The 20,729-nt window shown below is 65.4% G+C and carries 15 protein-coding genes; 5 read left to right on the forward strand and 10 right to left on the reverse strand.

Annotated elements, in window-relative coordinates:
• Positions 1–30: 30 nt before the first annotated feature.
• Complete coding sequence (locus tag BBIA_RS01805; protein WP_051923648.1) at positions 31–1,101, reverse strand: glycoside hydrolase family protein; 1,071 nt, start codon at positions 1,099–1,101, stop codon at positions 31–33.
• A 228-nt stretch (positions 1,102–1,329) separates the two neighbouring features.
• On the opposite strand from BBIA_RS01805, the gene BBIA_RS01810 reads away from it, so the two are divergent.
• Together BBIA_RS01810 and BBIA_RS01815 are read left to right on the forward strand one after the other, a co-directional pair.
• Positions 1,330–2,853, forward strand: coding sequence for a tagaturonate reductase (locus BBIA_RS01810; protein ID WP_081891839.1), 1,524 nt, complete (start codon positions 1,330–1,332; stop codon positions 2,851–2,853).
• A 33-nt stretch (positions 2,854–2,886) separates the two neighbouring features.
• The gene (locus tag BBIA_RS01815; protein ID WP_033492867.1) at positions 2,887–4,440 is read left to right on the forward strand and encodes a UxaA family hydrolase; all 1,554 of its coding nucleotides are present in this window, start codon (positions 2,887–2,889) and stop codon (positions 4,438–4,440) included.
• 449 nt (positions 4,441–4,889) lie between these two features.
• Here BBIA_RS01815 and uxaC read toward each other — a convergent pair whose 3' ends face one another.
• Positions 4,890–6,299: a glucuronate isomerase gene (gene uxaC, locus BBIA_RS01820; RefSeq protein WP_033492873.1), complete on the reverse strand. Its 1,410-nt coding sequence runs from the start codon at positions 6,297–6,299 to the stop codon at positions 4,890–4,892.
• A 191-nt stretch (positions 6,300–6,490) separates the two neighbouring features.
• A complete protein-coding gene (locus BBIA_RS01825; RefSeq protein ID WP_051923649.1) occupies positions 6,491–7,621 on the reverse strand; it encodes a LacI family DNA-binding transcriptional regulator in 1,131 nt (376 codons plus the stop codon).
• A 137-nt stretch (positions 7,622–7,758) separates the two neighbouring features.
• On the opposite strand from BBIA_RS01825, the gene BBIA_RS01830 reads away from it, so the two are divergent.
• Positions 7,759–8,787, forward strand: coding sequence for a glycoside hydrolase family 43 protein (locus tag BBIA_RS01830; RefSeq protein WP_033492875.1), 1,029 nt, complete (start codon positions 7,759–7,761; stop codon positions 8,785–8,787).
• 220 nt (positions 8,788–9,007) lie between these two features.
• Positions 9,008–10,540 (forward strand): glycosyl hydrolase family 28 protein, encoded by a 1,533-nt coding sequence (locus BBIA_RS01835; protein ID WP_160268214.1) that lies wholly within the window; start codon positions 9,008–9,010, stop codon positions 10,538–10,540.
• Positions 10,541–10,756: 216 nt separating this feature from the next.
• On the opposite strand, the gene BBIA_RS01840 is transcribed toward BBIA_RS01835, so the two are convergent.
• The 7 genes from BBIA_RS01840 to BBIA_RS01870 all read right to left on the reverse strand — a co-directional run bounded on the left by BBIA_RS01840 (position 10,757) and on the right by BBIA_RS01870 (position 19,222).
• Positions 10,757–12,043, reverse strand: a complete 1,287-nt coding sequence (locus BBIA_RS01840; RefSeq protein WP_238548402.1) for an amino acid ABC transporter permease — start codon at positions 12,041–12,043, stop codon at positions 10,757–10,759.
• A 6-nt stretch (positions 12,044–12,049) separates the two neighbouring features.
• Positions 12,050–12,727 (reverse strand): amino acid ABC transporter permease, encoded by a 678-nt coding sequence (locus tag BBIA_RS01845; protein WP_033492877.1) that lies wholly within the window; start codon positions 12,725–12,727, stop codon positions 12,050–12,052.
• 1 nt (position 12,728) lies between these two features.
• Positions 12,729–13,565, reverse strand: a complete 837-nt coding sequence (locus tag BBIA_RS01850) for a glutamate ABC transporter substrate-binding protein (RefSeq protein WP_033492879.1) — start codon at positions 13,563–13,565, stop codon at positions 12,729–12,731.
• Between the two features lie 72 nt (positions 13,566–13,637).
• The gene (locus BBIA_RS01855; protein WP_162834997.1) at positions 13,638–14,402 is read right to left on the reverse strand and encodes an amino acid ABC transporter ATP-binding protein; all 765 of its coding nucleotides are present in this window, start codon (positions 14,400–14,402) and stop codon (positions 13,638–13,640) included.
• Positions 14,403–14,565: 163 nt separating this feature from the next.
• Complete coding sequence (locus BBIA_RS01860; protein ID WP_033492882.1) at positions 14,566–15,117, reverse strand: YbaK/EbsC family protein; 552 nt, start codon at positions 15,115–15,117, stop codon at positions 14,566–14,568.
• Between the two features lie 158 nt (positions 15,118–15,275).
• Complete coding sequence (locus BBIA_RS01865) at positions 15,276–16,649, reverse strand: MATE family efflux transporter (RefSeq protein ID WP_033492884.1); 1,374 nt, start codon at positions 16,647–16,649, stop codon at positions 15,276–15,278.
• Between the two features lie 59 nt (positions 16,650–16,708).
• Positions 16,709–19,222 (reverse strand): excinuclease ABC subunit UvrA, encoded by a 2,514-nt coding sequence (locus tag BBIA_RS01870; RefSeq protein WP_033492886.1) that lies wholly within the window; start codon positions 19,220–19,222, stop codon positions 16,709–16,711.
• Positions 19,223–19,479: 257 nt separating this feature from the next.
• Here BBIA_RS01870 and BBIA_RS01875 point away from each other — a divergent pair, with 257 nt between their 5' ends.
• Positions 19,480–20,676, forward strand: coding sequence for a MalY/PatB family protein (locus tag BBIA_RS01875; protein ID WP_033492888.1), 1,197 nt, complete (start codon positions 19,480–19,482; stop codon positions 20,674–20,676).
• The last annotated feature ends 53 nt before the right edge of the window (positions 20,677–20,729 follow it).

A 20,729-nucleotide genomic window follows, 5' to 3' on the forward strand; every position in this document is an offset into this window, starting at 1 on the left:
CCGGACGGGGCAGACGGCCCGGCACCACGTTCAGCCCAGATCGATGACCGGTACGGCGCCGCGGTCGCAGACGATGACGTCGCCTTCGACGCGCAACTCGGCGGCCTGGACAACGCTGAGCTGGGCGGCGGTTGGATCGGCGGGCTCGCCGGCAGCGCGCGGAGAACCGTCGTCGTGCGCGTAGGGATGGCAGAAGTAGAAGATGGTGGCACGGCCGTCCTTCGGGTTCACCCAGATGTCGGCGTGGTGACCGAATCCCTGATCCATCGCGCGTCCACTGGACCTGTCGAGGATGTCGGGGCATCGCGTCCAACGATGGAGGGCGGATCCACCATGCCCCTCGGCCGCGTTCCCTTCACCCAGGATCCCGGCATTCCTCTCGGATCCGTCGCCCGCAGCCGAACCCGGGGCGGAGTTCCCGCAATGTTCCTCAGCCACATCTTCCTGCCGGTAGACGACGAGGCCATGCCAGTAGTCGGAGATCATCCAGCGCCGGCCGCCGAGGTCGAACACGTTCGGTCCCTCCTGATGACAGTCGAACACCTCCTGCCCGAGCACGCTCCACTCGTTGAGGTCGCGGCTGACGGCCCGGCAGGTCACGCCGCCCAGATCCTCGTCCTTGTACCACATGGAGTAGGTGCCGTCCGGTTCGCGCGCGACGCACGGGTCGATCACACGGTTGGAGGCGAGATCGATTTCCGAGACGAACGCCCACCGCCACAGGTCGCGCGACGTGTAGTGCAGCATGCGTGAACGGCCATGCCAGTCGGTCGGCACGCCCACGATCATCGGCACGAACATGTGATAGACGCCATCGATGTCAACGACTTCCGGCGCCCAAAACGTGTTCTCTCCAGGAAACGCGTCCAGATCGAGGTCGAGCGTGCCGCGGTACAGCCAGCGGGCGCCGTCCTCGCTGGAGGCGACGGCGATCTTCGTGCCGTGCACCCACGAGACGCCGACCGCGTGCGGGTTCGGCCTGCGTTGGGTATAGAACATGAACATTTGCCGTTCGCAGCCGTTCCAGATCACGGTCGGATCGGTCGGACCTCCGGTGATCGGGTCCTCGTACAGCGGCGCGGACATCGTCACTTGCGTCATGGCACAGCCTTTCAGCATTGGCCCGTCACGGCCGCGGTCCCGGCGGTCACGCCGGGCCGTCCGCGGCACGATCGCAACAGACCGTGCAATCATCAATGATATGTATCGTTACAGCAACCGTTATACCAAACAACGCCCTCTAGTTCAATCGTGTCAACGCACCGTGCCGCTCTGCAAACCGCGGCAACAAATGACCCGCCCGGCGCACAGCGTCCCTACGCTGGCGGCATGAGCGAACAACAGTCTTCCCAGAACATCAGTACCACCGATATCACGTCCGAGGCAACACCACCCCAGCTCAACGCGCGATACGTGCTCGCGCACAGACTGACCACGCGCGAAGCCGCCACACGGCCGATCCGCGTCATCCAGTTCGGCGAAGGCAACTTCCTGCGCGGATTCGTCGACTGGATGGTCCAGCTGCTCAACGAACGCGAGCCCTCGTTCGACGGCAACGTGGCCATCGTGCAGCCGCTGGCCGGAGGCCGCGTCGCAGCGCTCGAGGCGCAGGACCGGCTGTACACCGTACTGCTCGACGGCATGCTGGGCGGACGCGACGTGCAGAGCCGCACCGTCGTCGACTCGATCGGCGCGACCGTAAACCCGTACACGGACTGGGAACGGTTCCTCGCGCTCGCCGACGATCCGAACGCGTCGGTGATCGTGTCGAACACCACTGAAGCGGGCATCGCGCTCAACGACCATGACACGCCCGACCTGACCCCGCCGGCGAGTTTTCCAGCCAAGCTCACGTTGCTGCTCGAACGACGCTGGCGGCGCGGTCTGCCCGGTTTCCTGCTGCTGCCGTGCGAGCTGATCGAAGCGAACGGCGACGCGCTGCGGAAGGCGGTCGTCGAGTGCGCGAACCGGTTTGCGCTGCCGGACGCATTCATCGCGTGGATTGAGCATGACAACGTGTTCGCGTCCACGCTCGTCGACCGCATCACGCCTGGGTTCCCGCGCGACGATGCCGAAACGATCTGGCGCGAGCTCGGCTACCGTGACGACAATATGGTCAAGGCCGAGCCGTTCGCCTCGTGGGTGATCGCCGGCGACGAGCGCGTACGGAACGCCGTGACCGAGCGGTTCCCCGTCGACCGGCTTGGCGTGGGCGCGATCCTCGTGCCGGACGTGCGGCCGTACCGCGAGCGCAAGGTGCGCCTGCTCAACGCGCCGCACACCACGATGGCGCTGGTCGCGCGACTGGCAGGTTTTGCGACCGTGGGCGAGGTGGTGGCCGACCCGCGCATGCACGCGTTCGTCGAACGGGAGATGAACGAGGAGATCATTCCCGTGCTGTCGTTGCCAGCCGACGAGTTGCGCACGTTCGCCGGTCAGGTGATCGAACGGTTTGCGAACCCGCACATGCGGCATGAGCTGGATTCGATCGCGTTGAATTCGGCCGCGAAGTACGCGGCGCGCGTATTGCCGATCGTGCTGGAGAACGTGCGGCGCGGACGCGGGCTACCCCGGCGTGCCGTGCTGGCGCTCGCCGGACTGCTGGCGGTTTACGGCGGTTTCACGCCGGTTGCCGTCGCGATCAGCGATGTGCCGGAGACGCTGGAGCGGTTCCGTTCGTCCGCCGCTGCCACGCACGGCGACGTTCGCGCGTATGTCGCGACGGTACTGGCCGACCGCACGCTGTGGCCGGAGGATCTGACCGCGATCGACGGCCTGGCCAATCTGGTGGCCGACGACGTGACGGCGATTGCGAACGGGCGTATGCAGCAGCTGATCGACAGTCTGGCGTAGCCGATCACGCGTTCAGGGAACAAGGGAGTCATTATGGATGTCATTCGTTTGGACGAACACGACACGGTGGTCGTGGCGGCGCGCGACATCGCCGCCGGCGAGCGCGTGAGCATACCGGGAGCCGACGTGCCGATCACGCTACGCGAAAACGTCTCGCGCGGGCACAAGATCGCGATCCGGCGCATGGAGACCGGCGATCCGATCGTCAAATACGGTTATCCGATCGGACATGCGAAAGCGACGATCGAACCGGGCGACTGGGTGCACACGCACAACTGCCAGTCGAATCTCGGTCCTGACCTGACGTACGAATACCGGCCGGACGCGGGCCGCGTGCATCCCGGCGCGCCGTCCGGCCGCACGTTCCTCGGCTATCGGCGCGCGACCGGCAAGGTCGGCATCCGCAACGACCTGTACATCGTGCCAGCAGTCGGTTGCGTCAATTCGCTGTGCGACAACATCGCGCGCGCGTTCGAACGTGCGCATCCGGGCAACGGGTCGTTCGACTCGGTGATCATCGCGCATCATCCGTACGGCTGCTCGCAGCTGGGCGGCGACCACGCGATGACCAAGCGCATTCTGCAGGACATCGCCATGCATCCGAACGCTGGCGGCGTGCTCGTGGTCGGCTTGGGCTGCGAGAACAATCAGATTCCACAGTTCCGAGCGGAAATGACATGCTGCGGCGAGGAATCGGATAACCCCGCGGCGTCCGTGGACGATCTCAAGGACGGGCTCGTGTATGATCCGGCGCGCGTGAAGTTCATGATCTGCCAGCTGGAGGACGACGAATACGCGACCGCCGCCCGACTGCTCAACGAGCTGAACGACGCCGCGGCCGGCGACCGGCGCGAGCCGATCGGACTGCGCGAGCTCACGGTGGGCGTCAAATGCGGCGGCTCGGACGGCCTGTCCGGCGTGACCGCGAACCCGCTAGTGGGCCGGTTCGCCGAGTTTCTGGTACGCGAGGGCGGGCGCGTGGTGCTCACCGAAGTGCCGGAGATGTTCGGCGCGGAGCAGGTGCTCATGAATCAGGCGAAGGACGAGGCGACGTTCCGCAGCATCGTCAAGCTCATCAAGGATTTCAAGGACTATTTCCGCCGTTACGGCCAGCCGATCGGCGAGAACCCATCGCCGGGCAACAAGGCAGGCGGCATCACCACGCTGGAGGACAAGTCGCTCGGCTGCATCCGCAAGGGCGGCCACTGCGAGGTGACCGACGTGATCGCCTACGGACATCAGGCGACGCGCCCGGGGCTCACGCTCCTGCAGTCGCCAGGCAACGATCTGGTGTCGGCGTCGGCGCTCGCCTCGGCCGGCTGCCAGATCGTGCTGTTCACCACGGGCCGGGGCAATCCGTACGGCACGTATGTGCCCACGTTCAAGATCGCGACGAACACGCCGCTGGCGGACAAGCATGCGCGCTGGATCGACTTCAACGCGGGCCGTCTGCTGGACGAGCCGATGGACGACGTGCTGCCCGGGTTCATCGAGGCGGTGCTGGCCGCGGTCGACGGGGCGCCCACGCGCAACGAGCGCTACGGCATGCACGAGATCGCCATCTTCAAGGACGGCATCACCGAGTAGGCGTCAGCCTCGCTCAGGGGTTTCTTCCTTCTTCCGAAGATCCATCCGATGTGCCTCGCTGGGCTTGCCGGCGGGGTATTCCGACTGGACCTTCGGCGAATCGCCCCGCTCAGACCACTCCCAGCGGGGCAAGACCGAAGGATCTTCGGAACAATGCCCCGCTCAGGAAACCCAGCGGGGCAATTCTGCTAGACCTTCTCCGTTTCACCCCGCCAGGCAACCTCTCAGCGAAGCAAAACCGACAGGCCTTCGGAACAATGCCCCGCTCAGAAAGCCCAGCGGGGCAATCCTGCTAGACCTTCGGCGTTTTGCTCCGCTCAGACCACTCCCAGCGGAGCAAAACGGAGAAGGTCCGGCAGAATCACCTCGCGAAAACCTCGCGAAGACCTGCCTCGTAGACCTGCCTCGTAAAGATCACAAGGCCAAAAGTACGGAAAGACCAAAAGGATTCACGCGAACAGCGCCTTGGCGTTGTTGAAGGAGATGTCGCGCACGAGCCCGCCGAGCCATGCCTCGTCGTCCGGGATCTCGCCGCGTTCGGCCCATTCGCCGAGCAGCTCGCACAGGATGCGGCGGAAGAATTCGTGGCGCGGGAAGCTCAGGAAGCTGCGCGAGTCGGTGGTCATGCCCACGGCGTTGCCGAGCAGCGATTCCTCGGCCATGACTTCAAGCTGGCGGCGGATGCCGGCTCTCGTGTCGTTGAACCACCATGCGTTGCCGAGTGCGAGACGCTGGCGCGCGCCGCCGCCCTGATAGCATCCCATCACCGTGGCGATGGGCAGGTAGTCGTTTGGGTTGAGTGAGTAGATGAGCAGCTTCGGCACTCCCCCGCGCCGCGACGCCGCATCGAGCAGGCGGGCGAGCGGCTCGGCGACCGGCCGGTCGTTCAGCGCGTCGAATCCGGTGTCGGGACCGTGTCCGGCGAATCCGCGGCTGTTGACGTTGCGCATCGCATGCAGGTGCAGCTGCATCGTCCAGCCTTTGGCCGCGAAGATCTGCATGAGCCCGACCAGCAGCGCAGTGCGGAACTGCGAGGCCTCCAGCGCATCAAGTTCCCGCCCGGCACGTGCCTTGTCGAGAATATGGTCGAGTTCGGCGGGCGTCGCCTCGTCGTAGGTGACCAGATCGGCGGCCTGATCGGACAGGCGGGCGCCGTGTTCGTGGAAGAAGTCGACGCGCTGCGCCACCAGCGCCATGAGCGAGTCGAAGCTGGTCACGCGGTCACCGCACGCAGTTTCGAGCCGTTCCACCCACTCGCCGAAGCCGGGCTTGTCGGGGTTGAGCGCCTTATCGGGACGCATGGCGGGCAGCATGCGGAACGTGTCGCCGCCGTCGGCCGCGAACCGCTCGTGCCAAGCGAGGTCGTCGGTCGGATCGTCGGTGGTGCAGATCGTGTCCACGTGCATGCGCCGCAGCAGGGCGCGCCGCGTGAAGTCCGGCCCGGCGAGCATGGCGTTGGTCCGCTCGTAGATGTCGCGCGCGGTGCGCGTGTTGAGCGTGTCCGTAATGCCGAAGTAGCGGCGCAGTTCCATGTGCGTCCACAGGAACACGGGGCTGCCGACGGCGCGTTCCATGGTCGCCGCGTAAGCTTGGAACTTGTCCCACGGGTCGGCGTTGCCGGTGATGAGTTCCTCCGGCACGCCGTTGGCGCGCATGAGCCGCCACTTGTAGTGGTCACCGTAGTTGGAGCCGTCGGTGAGCCACGCCTCGACGATGTTGTCGAAATGCGGGTCGAGATAGATTTCCTCGGGGTGCAGGTGGCAGTGGTAGTCCACAACCGGCATAGCGGCCGCATAGTCGTGGTACAAGGTGTGCGCGGTGCATGTGGTGAGCAGGAAATTGTCGTTGAGAAAGTCCATGGTCCGTCCTTTGTGCGTGCGATGCCGTCCGAGCGGGCGCCCGGCCGGTCGGCCGGTACCATCGCCGGCCGATGATGACGTCATCGTAGAAACGTCGCGCCCGCGCGCCGTCTTTTGTTGCCAGCATTTGCGAACGGTCGCATGATGCCGCGATCGTCACGCGACAACCGTCATGCATGCCGCATGCCGCGTCACCGCACGTCGGCGACGCTCGCGCGCTCGGTCAGCGACGACGGGACGGTGATCAGGTCCGGCACCGGCTCTCCCGCGATGCGGCGCAACAGGATGCGCGCCGCGTACACGCCGAGTTTCGGCACGGACAGGTTGATGCTGGCGATCGCCGGATCGCAGATGCGCGCGACCATGCCGTCGTCGAATCCGAGCAGCGAGTAGTCGTCCGGGCAGCGGATGCCGCGGGCGCGCATGGCGACCATGAATCCGACCGCCATGAGGTCGTTGTGAGCCACGACGGCGTCGGTAGGCGATGCGGCGCAGCGTTCCGCCGCAGCCGCTCCGCCGTCGAAGGTGGGCAGATTCGGCCAGATGCGGCGCACGGTCACGCCGCGCCGTTCGCATGCGGCTTTGAGCGTTTTCCAGCGCACGCCTGCGGACCATGAGGCGGCCGGTCCGTCCAGATACGTGACGCGGCGGTGTCCGTGGTCGGTCAGGCATTGCAGCGCTTGGTCGATGCCGGTGCGCACGTCCACGACCACGCTGGGCACGCCGCGCACCTCGCGGTTGACGACGACCAGCGGCCGCGTCTGCGCGCATTTGCGTATCGTCGCATCGGGCATGCGTGAGCCGGCCAGCACCATGCCGTCGACGTACGGGGCCAGACGGTCGAACGCCTCGCGTTCGGCACGCGCGTCCTCCTGCGATTCGGCGACCATGAGCGAAATGCCCTCGCCCTGCAGTTCGCGCTGCACGCCGCGCATGATGGTGGAGAAGAACTGATTGGCGATGTCCGGCACGATGATGCCGACAAGCCTGGTCGGTTTGCCCAAGGGACGACTTTCAACGCGGTCGTCGTGATAGCCGAGTCGTTCCGCCGCCTCGAAGATGCGTTTGGCAGTGGCCGTGCTGACACGGTCCGGCAGTGCAAACGCGCGCGATACGGTAGACGGGGACACTCCGGCGAGCGCGGCGACGTCGCGAATGGTGACGCGCCGCGGAGTTCTCGGGATGCCGGCTGACAATGACGGCGACCCGGTTGGTGCCGGCGATGCGGACACAGCCGACGATGAAGGCAATGCGGACATGATTTCCGCTGCACCGGTACCATTATCATCGCCACCGCCGTGCCGTCCGATCCCGCCCGTCATACCGCCTCCCGTCAGGTTTCATCATCATAGGTCTTCCGTTGTACCATCTGTCGCACGTATCGAGCCGAACCGTCATATGTAACGATATAATAAACGTCGGTTCCATCTCACGATACCTCTACGCAAAGGAGCACGCCATGACCGACCCGACCACCGACTATCTGTTCGTCCATTTCACCGGATTCGAACAGTCCCCCGACGACGAACAGCTGTATTTCGCGCTCAGCCACGACGGCCGCGTCTGGCATGACCTGCGCGCTCACGGCGATCCTGTGCTGCGTTCGGAACAATTCGAACACGGCGTGCGCGACCCGTACATCATCCGCGAACCGAACGGCACAGGCTTCACGATTCTCGCCACCGATCTGAGCGTGTACCACCGCCACGGCTGGAACGGCACGATCAACCACGGCAGCACGCGGCTGGCCGTCTGGCATTCCGACGATCTGGTCGACTGGGGCGAGCCGTGGTACCCGGACGTTGCCTCGCCGATTCCGGGAGCCGGCTGCGCGTGGGCACCGGAGGCGATCTGGGACGAGGAGCACGGCTGGTACGCGGTCTACTTCGCGGTCGGCGCGGACATGAGCACCACGAATCTGCAACCCGACGAGCCGAACGGTTCGATGAACATGTACATGACCACCACGCGCGACTTCCGCGAGTTCACCAAGCCGGTCAAGTGGATCGACTACACGGGCGCCGCGCTCGACACGACGGTGATCGCCGCAAACGGTCGCTTCTACCGCGCGTCCTCCACCGAAGGTGGCATTCCGCTCGAAACGTGCTCCGACCTGTACGCGCCGTCGATCGGCCACGATGCGACCGGCCGCGCCGACCGCTGGCAAAGCATCGCGACCGTGGACGGCCTGTTCCCCGACGGCGACTGGTTCGGCAAGCTCGAAGGCCCGGAACTGTTCCTGCGCAACCGCGCCGACTGGCGACCGGACGCGAACGGCGAGCCGACGCCGACGTGGGGGCTTATGTGCGACCAGTTCCGCGAGTCCAAGGGCTACATCATGTTCTCCACGACCGATCTGGACGATGCGACGGGCGCCGCGTGGCTGACCGAGAATATCGATTTCGGCACGCTCGTCAAGCGCCACGGCTCGATCCTGCCGATCACCGCGGCCGAGGCGGCGCGCCTGCGCGAGCGCGTGGCCCGCTGACGGTGCGGCGGTCCATTCATCGACGGAGGCCGGGAATCATGCGACTGCGCGCCGATTGCACGATTCCCGGCCAATGACTGGGCCGATCACCGATTTCAGCGGAAGTTTCGGCAAACCGTGGCAACAGTTTGCCCTCGGTTCATTCAATGCTGATAACGTAACCACGCATGAAACAACGGGCTTCACCGGCCCGGACACGCTGAACGCAAAAGAGGCATACATGGCTGATGCAATGCTGCAGTACACAGCGACGCACGATTCGCTGACGGTCTGGTGGGACCGGCCGGACGACGCCGGCGCCAAGCGACACTACCGCGTGATGGTCAACGGCGAGATGGAACGCGAAACGACCGTGACACACTGCACGATCCGCGGCCTGCAGCCGTCGCAGACGTACCGCGTCGCCGTGCGGCTCGACGCCGACGGTTCCGGCCGCTTCCACGGTCTGGCGAGCGTCGAGGCGCGCACGACCGCCGTCAAACGCGTGATCGACGTCACCCAGCCCCCGTACTACGCGGTCGGCGACGGGCGCAAGCTCAACACGGCGGCCATCCAGCAGGCGCTGGACAACTGCGACGCCGACTCCGTCGTGGTGATTCCGGCCGGCACGTTCCTGACCGGCGCACTGCGCATGCACTCGCACACCGATCTCGTCGTTTCCAAGGACGCGACGCTGCAGGGCACCACGGATCCGGCCGACTACGAGCCGTACATCCGCAGCTGGTTCGAGGGCATCGAAATGAACTGCCTGTCGAGCCTGATCAACATCGGCGAACTCGACCACGACGGCCCGGCCAACGTCACCGACGTGACGATCCGCGGCGAGGGCGCAATCCTGAGCGGCGGCCGCGAACTCATGCGCAACGTGATCGACCGGGAGAAGCAACGCATCCGCGACGGGCGGTCGACGGCACCGGCCGCGGTGGGCCGCCCGGACGGCGACGACACGGTGCCGGGACGCGTACGGCCGCGGCTGATCAACATGAGCAATGCGAGCCGGGTCACGATCGCGGGACTCACGCTCGGTCAGTCGGCCAGCTGGAACGTGCACATGATCTACAGCGACCACATCGTCACGTACGGCTGCACGTTCCGTTCGAAGGGCGTGTTCAACGGCGACGGCTGGGATCCCGACTCGTGCGAGGACTGCACGATCTTCGACTGCGCGTTCGAGACGGGCGACGACGCGATCGCGATCAAATCCGGCAAGAATCCGGAAGGCAACGTCATCAACCGGCCGTGCCGGAACATCCGCATCTTCGACTGCCGTGCCACGTTCGGCTTCGGCATCACGCTCGGTTCAGAAATGTCGGGCGGCATCGCGAACGTGCGCATCTGGGACTGCGACATGTCGAGCACGTCGTTCGGCCTAGAAATCAAGGCGACGCGCAAGCGCGGCGGCTACGTGCGCGACGTGCGCGCATACGACAGCACGTTCTCGCACATCCAGCTGCACGGCGTGCCGTACAACGATGACGGCGAGGATTCGGGCCACGTGCCGGAGTTCGAGGACATGCTGTTCGACAACGTGCGCATCGAGGACCGCTTCCCGGCAGCCAGCGACGCGCGCGGCAAGGGGCGAGACATCGAGGTGTGTGGATTCGACGCGGAGCATCCGGCGCATGACATCACGTTCCGCAATCTCACGATCGCGTCGACGCAGCCGGGCGACATCGACCCGAACGCCAACGGCATGGGCAACATCCGTCTGCAGTTTGCGCGCGACATCAGCTTCACCGGAGACTGCGCGTAAGTCCGTCGACGCGTAGATCCGTCGACGCGTCGGTTCGTCCGGGGAAGGCGGGCAGATCGCGGATGATTCGCGCCAGTCCGTGCAGATCGTATCCGCGCAGACGACGCGCACTATAAAGGGCGGACGCCGGTCCCCGTAAGGATCGACGCCCGCCCTTGCTTGCTGTCATCGGATCGAATCGCTCAGTCGGCCATCCGATCGGGTCTATCGGATCGGTCAGATCTTCGGCCGGTGCGGCCCGATGCCCGGATGGCTCTGGTGGCCTTCCGGATTGGTGTGGCCCTTGCCGACATCATTGCCGTGGTTGAACACGGCCTCGTTCTTCGGCATCGCGTCGGGCTTGCCCGCCTTGTCCTCGCCCTTGCCGGAGCCGGACTTGGACTTGTCGATCGAACCGACCTTGCCCGGCTTCTTCGATTTGCCCTTGCCGCCGAGCGCGGGGAATTCGCCGGTGGCCGGGTCGACCTGCGACTCGGGGTGCGTCTCGTCGTAACCCTGTTCGTAGCGCGTCTTGCGCCAGTTGCGGATGGACGCGTTCGTGCCGCGATGGTGCACGTGGTACTGGCGCGGCGTGCCGCCGAGCGGCAGTTCCTTGACTTCCTTCGCGACGGCGATCTGGTTCACGTTCGACGGGTCCATGATCGCGATCGGCGCGACCGGCTCGGGTTCGGCCGGCGCGGCCGTGCGCTGCTGCATGCGCGCCGGCAGCCATTCGGCCAGACGCGACAGCAGCCAGCAGGCGATGAAGTAGATCACCGCGGCCATGACGAGCGTCTGCAGGATGTTGAAGTACATCGAGCCGAGTCGACGCGATTCCTGCAACAGGTCGGTGTACATGATGATCGAACCGAGCGCCGTGTCCTTCAACACGACGACCAGCTGCGTGACGGCGGCCGGTAGCATCGCGTACACGGCTTGCGGCACCTCGATCTGCATGAGCGACTGCGTTTCGGTCAGGCCCAGCGCCAGCGACGCCTCGCGCTGGCCGTTCGGCAGGTTGCCGACACCGGAACGCACCAGCTCGGCCACAACCGAACCGTTGTACAGCACAAGCGCGAGCACGACGGCCCAGTACGAGGGGCTGTCCATGCCGGCGAACGCGAACAGTCGCCAGAAGAAGATCATGAGCAGCAGCACCGGCACGGCGCGGCAGAATTCGACGATCACGGCGGCGATCGCGCGCAACACCGGGTTCGGCAGCAGTCGGCCCACGCCGAAGACGAGGCCGAACGCGACGGCGCCGACCACGGCCACCACGGTGGCCTTGACGGTCATCCACAGACCGGGCAGGTAGAAATCGGTCCACGCCTCGCGTTCGACCGCGGGCTTCCACAGCTCCCAGCTCAGCTGGTTCTCGCCGTCCGGCGGATTGTGCAGGCGCATGAGGATGAGCACGATCACGATCGCGAACAGGATGCCCGCCACCCAGTTGGCGATGCGGATGGTGCGGCGGCCCTTGGGACCGGGCGCGTCGAAGAGCACGGAATTCGAAGTATCAGCCATGGCGGGTCACCTCCTGACCGCGAGCTTGTTGGACAGGTACGTGGTGAGCATGCCGATCGGGATGATCAGGATCACGTAGCCGAACGCAAAGATCAGGAAGATCTGCACGATCACGTCCGGGCGGAATTCGATCATTTCGCTCATGAGCGACGACGTTTCGGTCGACACGGACGCGGCCGCGGCGACGGTCGAGTTCTTGAGCAGCGCGATCAGCGTGTTGCCGAGCGGCGCGACGGAGCCGCGGAACGCCTGCGGCAGGATGATCTGCGTCGCGGCCTGCATGAAGTTCAGTCCCAGCGCGCGTGCGGCTTCGGCCTGGCCGATCGGCACGGTGTTGATGCCAGAACGCAGAGATTCGCACACGAACGCGGCCGTGTACAGCGACAGGCCGGTCACAGCGAGCCAGAAGAAGTTCGTGGCGAACGTGTCGGAGAAGCTGAGCTTCAACTGCGCGTATGCACCGAGCACCATGAACACCATGATGATCGTCAGCGGCAGGTTCTTGAACAGTTCGACGTACGCGCCGGCCACGGCGCGCAGCGACGAGATCGGCGAGATGCGCATCATGACGAGGATCACGCCGAGCACGGTGGAGAACAGGGCGCTCCACAGGGTCAGTTCGATGTTGACGAGGAACGCGCCGAGCACGTCGTAGGTTTGGAGCAGTTGCATGAATCCGTTCATGTCATGCCTCCCCTTCGGTCGGTTCCGGCGGGTTGTACTTCGCGTTCGGCTGGTACGAGGTGCCCTTGGTGTTGTCCTCGATGGCGCGCTGCCATGCGCCGTCTTGGATCATGTCCTCGATGGCGGCGTTGATGCGCGCGGCGAGGCGCACGTCGCCCTTCTTGATGCCCACGCCGTAGTATTCCTGCGTGAACGGCTTGCCGACGACGCGCAGCTTGCCGCGCGAGGCGGAGGCGAGGCCGGCGAGGATGATGTCGTCGGTGGTGACCGCGTCGACGATGCCGGAGAACAGCGCGGTCGCGCATTCGGCGTATCCGGGCTGCTCCATGAGCTGCACTTCGGACGCGAACTTCTCCTTCACGGTCTTCGCGGAGGTGGAGCCGGTCACGGAGCACAGGCGCTTGCCGTCGAGGTCCTCGGGGCCGTTGATCGAGTGGTCGTCGTCGCGCACGAGCAGGTCCTGGCCGGCCACGAAGTACGGTCCGGCGAAGGAGACGGCCTTTTTACGCTCGTCGGTGATGGAATAGGTGGCGAGGATCATGTCCACATCGCCGTTCTGGATCATGGCCTCGCGCTGTTTGGACGGGGCTTCCTTCCAGATGATCTCGTCCTCGGAGTAGCCGAGCTCCTTGGCGATGTACTTGGCCACGTCCACGTCGAAGCCGACGTACGTGCCGGACTTCTTGAAGCCGAGGCCCGGTTGGTCGAATTTGATGCCGATGCGGATCTTGCCTGCCTCGTCCTCACCGCATCCGGCGAGCGAGAACGCGCAGGCAAGCGCGGCCACGGCGGCCACGACGCGCGTGGCGGCGCGTTTGATGCTTGGTCTGAATGTCATAATGCTTCCCTCAGTTGCTTCCTCAGGTGTTCCGCTGTCGCTGTGCGATCGTGCGATCTTGCGATCGGGCGGTCAGTGGGTGAGGATCTTCGACAGGAAGTCCTTGGCACGGTCGGTCTGCGGATGCTCGAAGAACTCGTCGGGCGTGTTCTGCTCGAGGATCTGGCCGTCGGCCATGAACACGATGCGATCCGCGGCCTTGCGCGCGAAGCCCATCTCGTGCGTCACACAGATCATGGTCATGCCCTCGTGGGCGAGTTCGACCATGACGTCGAGCACTTCGTTGACCATTTCCGGGTCGAGCGCGGAGGTCGGCTCGTCGAAGAGCATGACCTTCGGCTTCATGGCGAGGGCGCGGGCGATGGCGACGCGCTGCTGCTGGCCGCCGGAGAGCTGGGACGGCATCTTATTCGCCTGCGTGGCGACGCCGACGCGGTCGAGCAGGTCCATGGCGAGGCGCTCGGCCTCCTTCTTGTCCATGTGGCGGACCTTGACGGGCGCGAGCGTGACGTTGTCGAGAATGGTCTTGTTGGCGAACAGGTTGAACGACTGGAACACCATGCCGACTTCGGCGCGCAGGCTGGCGAGCTCCTTGCCCTCTTGGGGCAGGGGCTTGCCGTCGATGCGGATGTCGCCGGAGTCGATGGTTTCGAGGCGGTTGATGGTGCGGCACATCGTGGACTTGCCGGAGCCGGACGGGCCGACGACGACGAGCACCTCGCCCTTGTTGACGGTCAGGTTGATGTCTTTGAGGACGTGCAGGTCGCCGAAATGCTTTTCGACGTGGGTCAGCTCGACGAGCGGACGGCCGGGTTCGTCTCCCGGGACAAGCGGCATAGTGGGCCGCACTTCTTCTTTCTTATCGGACATAGCGGGCAGTATATCGACAGCATGTTACCGACTCAACCCCCATCGTTCACCCCGCGGACAAGTGAACGTTCACATGGGACCGTTCGCGACAAAAGGCATTATGACGCCGGTTCCGACCGATTTTGCCCGGTCAGCCGCGCGGGTGCCCGAGTCCGGCCACGAACGTGACGCCGGGGATGTCGTCGAAGATCGACCCGTCGACCACGAGCTTCGACGGGCGGATGCCGCTGCCGAGGTACAACTTCGGGATCGACAGGATGTGCTGGTCGACGAGCAGCGGCCAGCTTTCGGGCAGTCCGATCGGCGACATTCCGCCGGATTCCATGCCGGTGGCCTCCACCGCGTCGGCGATGGGCGCGAAGCTGACCTTGCTCACTTCCAGCGTGCGCTTGACGACGCCGTTGAGGTCGGCGCGCGTGTCCGCGGTGACGAACGCCGCGGCGAACTGCGGCGGCGCCTTGCGCGTCTTGTGCGTGTGCACGACGACCACGTTGCCGGTTTGTTCAAATGGGATTCCATATTTCGGACACCACAGGTCGGTGTCCGACTCCTCGTCAGAGTTGATCGTCACGCCCAGAATCTTGCTTTCGGGCGTACCGTGTTCGACCAGCCCCTTCAGCGCGTCGAACACGGGCGCCGCCAGCAGATCCCCATCATGCCAGTCGAGCAGTTCCAGTGTCATCGAAGTCCTCCACGCAAACTTGTTACGGGACAGCTTACCGGCGCGGTTCCGCACGCAACGCCGCGCGACTATAGGCGTTGCTTATGACCGTCTATCAGGCGCCGGCCGATCGCGGCAGCCGCACGGCGACGCGAGGACAACCGCGCACCGACCGCACGTCAGCGTCCCGTCTCGCGCAGATCGTCATGCAGGAGACGCCGCAGCACCGGCACGGTGACGGCGAACGAGAGGATGTCGGAGACGGACTGGGCCATCTCCACGCCGAGCACGCCGAGGAACTGCGGCAGGATCAGCACGACGGGCGCGAGGAACAGGCCCATGCGGCACACGGCGAGGAACGAGGCGATGCCGGTCTTGCCCATGGTCTGCGTGATCATGTTGCCCATCATGTTCACGCCGTTGACCACGACGGTGACGCATTCGAAGTGCAGCGCGGCCACGCCGACCTCCACCACGGCCGGGTCGGAGCGGAAGATCTCGACCAGTTGCGGCGCGAACAGCCAGACGAACGCGCCGATGACGACGAGCACGGCGGTCGACAGGCGGATCACGAACCAGAACGCCTCCTTGACGCGCCCGTACAGCCCGGCGCCGTAGTTGTAGCCGCACACCGGCTGGAAGCCCTGGCCGAGACCGATGATGACCGAGTTCGCGCCGAGCATGATGCGCATGACGATGGCCATGCCGGCGATGGCCGCGTCGCCGAACGGGTTGGCGGCGATGTTCACGCAGGTCGTGGCGATCGAGCCCGCGCCCTGGCGCACGAGCGAGGGCAGGCCGCCGCCGACGATCTCGCGCATGAGCAGCGCGTCCGGCCGGCAGTTGCGCAGCGAGAGTTTCATGACGCCGAACTTGCGGCTCATGGTGGTCAGGATGACGAAGCTGACGGTCTGGCAGATACCGGTGGCGAGTCCGGCGCCGAAAATGCCGAGATTCAGCACGAAGATGAACAGGGGGGCGAGCAGGAAGTTGAGCAGCGCGCCGGTGACGAGGCCGATCATGCCGAACGCGGACTGTCCTTGGTAGCGCAGCAGGCCGTTGAGCGCGAACGAGCCGCATACGCACGGCGCGGCGACGAGGATCGGCGTCAGATACTGCACGGCGTACGGCGCGATCGTATGCGTCGAGCCGAGCATGACGACGAGCGGATGCAGCGTGATCAGCCCGATCACGGCGACGGTCGCGCCGCACACGACCGCGCCCGTGAAGCCGACGGCGAGCAGGCGCGCGGCACGATCGTTGTTCTGCTTGCCGAGTTCGCGGCTCATGGAGTTGCCCGCGCCGTTGCCGAAGAAGAAGCCGATGGCCTGCAGGATGGTCATGATGGAGAACGCGATGCCGATCGCGCCGGACTGCGCGGTGCCGAGCTGGCCGATGAAGAACGTATCGGTGAGATTGTACGCGGTGGTGACCAGATTCGAGACGACGGCCGGAATGCACAGCCGCAGGATGAGCGGCCGGATCGGACTGCCCGTCATCTGCCGGTATTTCGCGTCCGCACTTGCCCGTTTGATCGCATGCATCTGAACCACGCCGCCACTCTACCACCCGCCCGGATACGCCGACGGCGGACGAATCCACAGCGGAACGGCTATCGCAGGTATCGGCCGGTTATACTGTCGGCGTTCCGGGCAATCGCCGGTGGCGTGCCGACAGCGACCACGCGGCCGCCCGCCTCGCCGCCGCCCGGGCCCATGTCGATGATCCAGTCGGCGTTAGCGATCATGTCAAGATCGTGCTCGATCACCACCACGGTGGCGCCGGCGGCAACCAGCCGGTCGAACACGCCGAGCAGCACGCGCACGTCGAGCGGGTGCAGGCCGATGGTCGGTTCGTCGAACACGAACACCGCGTCCGATTGGGCTTTGCCCATGTCGCCGGCGAGTTTGAGCCGCTGCGCTTCGCCGCCGGACAGGGCGGGCGTGGGCTCGCCCAGCGTAAGATAGCCGAGTCCCAGGTCGTGCAGGGTGGTCAGCCCGGCGTGCACCTTGCGCAGGTCGCCGGTCGCGTCCATCGCCTCGTCCACGCTCATCGCCATGAGCTGAGGCAGCGTGAGCTCCCGCCCGTCCTTGCCTCGACGGTGAATGCGTCCGGCCGTCGGCGCGTAGCGGGAGCCCCTGCAGTCCGGGCATTCGATGTCGACGTCCGGCAGGAACTGCACGTCGAGCGAGATCGATCCGGTGCCGTCGCAGGTCGGGCAACGCAGTCTGCCCGTGTTGTAGGAAAAGTCACCGGCCTTATAGCCGGCTTGTTTGGCTTCGTCGCAGCGGGCGAACGCGCGGCGCAGTTCATCGTGGATGCCGGCGTACGTGGCGACGGTGGAGCGCACGTTCGCACCGATCGGCGTCGCGTCGATGAGGTTCGCGCGGTGAATGCCGTCAGCGTCCAGCGCGCGCACGTGCGCGGGCAGCGGTTCGCCGGCCGCGCGGGCCTTGAGCGCAGGGATCAGCGTTTCCAATACCAGCGTGGTTTTGCCGGAGCCAGACACGCCGGTCACCGTCACGAGCCGGCCTCGCGGAATGTCCACGGACAGCGGCCTGACCGTGTGCAGGCGTCCGGTTTCCAGGTGGATGCGCCCCAGATCGAACATGCGCGACTCGTCTGTGGCCGGACGCACCCGTTTCGGCCGGTCTTCAGCAAGGAACGGCGCGATGCGGCTGCCAGGAGTCGTTTCGACGTCGCCGACCGTGCCCTGCGCAATCACATGGCCTCCGCCGGCGCCCGCCACCGGGCCCATTTCGATGAGATGATCGGCGGCCTTGAGCACGCGCACGTCATGGTCGACCACCACGACCGAATTGCCGTCCGTGACCAGATCGCGCATGACGCCGAGCAGGCCGTCCACGTTCGACGGGTGCAGGCCGATAGACGGTTCGTCGAGCACGTACAGCACGCCCGTGGTGCGGTTGCGCACGGCGCGGGCGAGCTGCACGCGCTGGCGTTCGCCGGTGGACAGCGTGGCGCCGGCGCGGTCGAGCGACAGGTAGCCGAGTCCGAGTTCGAGCAGTCGTTTCGCCGTGTCGAGGAAGGATTCACCGATGTTCGCGGCCATTTGCCGCATGTCGGGAGTCATCGTCTCCGGCACGCCGCGTACCCACGCCACGGCCTCGTCCAGGGTCATGGCGGTCGCCTGCGCGAGGTTGATGCCGCACACCTGAGGAGCTCTTGCGCGGGCATTCAACCGCGTGCCGCCGCAGTCCTGGCACGGCGTTTCCTTGAGAAACCGAGCCACACGCTTGAGCCCCTTTTCGTCCTTGGCTTTGGCGAGCGCATTTTCGACCGTGTAGACGGCGTTGTAGTAGGTGAAGTCGAGTTCGGCGAAATCGTCGCCCTTTTTCGGCCGGTACAGGATGTGCTTTTTGACGGCTGGCCCGTTAAACACGATGTCGCGCTCTTCGGGGGTGAGTTCGCGGAACGGCACGTTGGTGCGCACGCCCATCGCGCCGCACACTTGCTTCATGAGATCCCACATGAGCGATCCCCATGGCAATACGGCCCCGTCGTCGATGGATTTGCTTTCGTCGGGCACGAGCGCGGCGCGGTTCACTTCGTGCACGATGCCGGTGCCCGAACAGGCGGGGCAGGCGCCGCCGGAGTTGAACGCAAGGTCTTCGGCGCCGGGCGCGCGGAACTGCCGGCCGCAGGAGGCGCAACGGATTGGCAGATCGGCGGCCACGTTGATCGTGGGCTCGTTGCGCGTGCCGCAGTGCGGGCACACGTGCGCAGCGCAGCGGGAGAACAGGAGACGCAGACTATTGAGCAGTTCGCTCATCGTGCCGAACGTGGAGCGGATGCCAGGCACGGCCGGCCGCTGGTGCAAGGCGAGCGCCGCCGGCACGTACCGAACGTCGTCGACCTGCGCGCGACCGGCCTGTGTGAGCCGGCGACGCGTGTACGTGGACAGCGCCTCAAGGTATCGCCGTGAGCCCTCCGCGTACAGCACGCCCAGCGCCAGCGAACTTTTACCCGAACCGGACACGCCGGCGATGCCGACCATCTCCCCCAGCGGCACGTCCACGTCGATGTTCTTCAGATTGTGCACGCGCGCCCCGCGTACTTCGATCGCCTGCGGCTTGCCGCCGCCGTTCCCCTGCAGACCGTTCATGCCCACCATTCTAAAAGCAGGCATCGTGACACGTCGCGAGATGCCCACCACTCCAACGCACATGCGCATAACAACGTTGGAGAATCCGTCTTTTCACAAGCCATCCGACAATCGGTCCCACTCCCGATCACGCTCCCGGCCATGTGTGCGCCGCACGCCCCGCGCACAACGGGTTACTCTCCGGGTTGAATCGTTCCGCATTGCTATGCTTTGTCGTGGAAAAACTGACGTTCCAGCATGGTTTAAGGTGTGGCAGCATGTTCGATTTCGATACTCCGGTGGACCGTTCGGGCACATATTCGCTCAAATGGGAGGAGGCGGGCGACGCGCTGCCGATGTGGGTCGCGGACATGGATTTCCAAACCGCGCCGGCGATCCGCGAGGCGCTGCGGCGCAGGCTTGATCACGGCGTGTTCGGCTATTCGATCGTGCCGGACGCTTGGGCTCAGGCGTACGTCGACTGGTGGGGTTCGCGGCACGGGCTTGCGATCGACCCGGATTCGCTGATCTTCACGACGGGCGTGGTGCCAGCGATTTCGAGCATGGTGCGCAAGCTGACTACGCCGGCCGAGAACGTGGTCATCCAGACGCCGGTGTACAACATTTTCTTCAATTCGATTCTCAACAACGGCCGCAACGCGCTTGAAGCGCCGCTCGCCTACGATCGCGAGGCCGGCCGCTATTCGATCGACTGGGCTGATCTGGAAGCGAAGCTTGCCGACCCGCAGACCTCGCTGATGATCCTGTGCAATCCGCACAATCCGACCGACATGATCTGGGATCGGGACACGCTCTCCCGCATCGGCGAGTTGTGCTGGGAGCATCACGTCACGGTGATCAGCGATGAGATCCACTGCGATCTGACCGAACCGGGCGTCTCGTACGTGCCGTTCGCGTCCGTGAACGAGCGGTGCGCGGCGATTTCGGCGACGTGCATGGCGCCGACGAAAGCGTTCAATATCGCCGGTCTGCATACGGCTGCCGTGATGGTGCCCGATCCGACGTTGCGACACAAGGTGTGGCGCGGGCTCAACACGGATGAAGTCGCCGAGCCGAACGCGTTCGCGATGGACGCGACGATCGCCGCGTTCAGCCAGGGTGGACCGTGGCTGGACGAACTGCGTGCGTATCTGGCCGGCAATAAGCGCGAGACCGCGCGCATGATCGACGACTACAACGCATCCGAGCCGACCGACCGTCGCGTCACGCTGGTGTGCGGCCCGGCCACGTACCTGCTGTGGCTGGATTGCGCTGCGTTCGTGGGCGAAGGGAAGCGTTTCGCTGATACGGACGGCCTGTGCGATTGGCTGAAGGACGAGCACAAGGTGCTGTTCTCCCCCGGCGCCCAGTTCGGCGGCAACGGCCGCGATTTCATCCGCATCAACGTCGCATGCCCCCGCACACGCCTGCGCGAGGGCATCGGCCGTCTGGCCGACGGGCTGAACAGCCTCTGACCGTTACGCATTCAATCAATTGGCGCAGCATAACGGGTGGCGGGGAAGCCGAT

Source organism: Bifidobacterium biavatii DSM 23969 (assembly GCF_000741165.1).
Lineage (GTDB): Bacteria > Actinomycetota > Actinomycetes > Actinomycetales > Bifidobacteriaceae > Bifidobacterium > Bifidobacterium biavatii.

Excerpts from the sequence above, each read along its gene's own strand:
- BBIA_RS01805 (WP_051923648.1), bottom strand. The coding sequence starts at position 1,101 with ATGACGCAAGTGACGATGTCCGCGCCGCTGTACGAGGACCCGATCACC.
- BBIA_RS01810 (WP_081891839.1), top strand. The coding sequence starts at position 1,330 with ATGAGCGAACAACAGTCTTCCCAGAACATCAGTACCACCGATATCACG.
- BBIA_RS01815 (WP_033492867.1), top strand. The coding sequence starts at position 2,887 with ATGGATGTCATTCGTTTGGACGAACACGACACGGTGGTCGTGGCGGCG.
- uxaC (WP_033492873.1), bottom strand. The coding sequence starts at position 6,299 with ATGGACTTTCTCAACGACAATTTCCTGCTCACCACATGCACCGCGCAC.
- BBIA_RS01825 (WP_051923649.1), bottom strand. The coding sequence starts at position 7,621 with ATGACGGGCGGGATCGGACGGCACGGCGGTGGCGATGATAATGGTACC.
- BBIA_RS01830 (WP_033492875.1), top strand. The coding sequence starts at position 7,759 with ATGACCGACCCGACCACCGACTATCTGTTCGTCCATTTCACCGGATTC.
- BBIA_RS01835 (WP_160268214.1), top strand. The coding sequence starts at position 9,008 with ATGGCTGATGCAATGCTGCAGTACACAGCGACGCACGATTCGCTGACG.
- BBIA_RS01840 (WP_238548402.1), bottom strand. The coding sequence starts at position 12,043 with ATGGCTGATACTTCGAATTCCGTGCTCTTCGACGCGCCCGGTCCCAAG.
- BBIA_RS01845 (WP_033492877.1), bottom strand. The coding sequence starts at position 12,727 with ATGAACGGATTCATGCAACTGCTCCAAACCTACGACGTGCTCGGCGCG.
- BBIA_RS01850 (WP_033492879.1), bottom strand. The coding sequence starts at position 13,565 with ATGACATTCAGACCAAGCATCAAACGCGCCGCCACGCGCGTCGTGGCC.
- BBIA_RS01855 (WP_162834997.1), bottom strand. The coding sequence starts at position 14,402 with ATGCCGCTTGTCCCGGGAGACGAACCCGGCCGTCCGCTCGTCGAGCTG.
- BBIA_RS01860 (WP_033492882.1), bottom strand. The coding sequence starts at position 15,117 with ATGACACTGGAACTGCTCGACTGGCATGATGGGGATCTGCTGGCGGCG.
- BBIA_RS01870 (WP_033492886.1), bottom strand. The coding sequence starts at position 19,222 with ATGAACGGTCTGCAGGGGAACGGCGGCGGCAAGCCGCAGGCGATCGAA.
- BBIA_RS01875 (WP_033492888.1), top strand. The coding sequence starts at position 19,480 with ATGTTCGATTTCGATACTCCGGTGGACCGTTCGGGCACATATTCGCTC.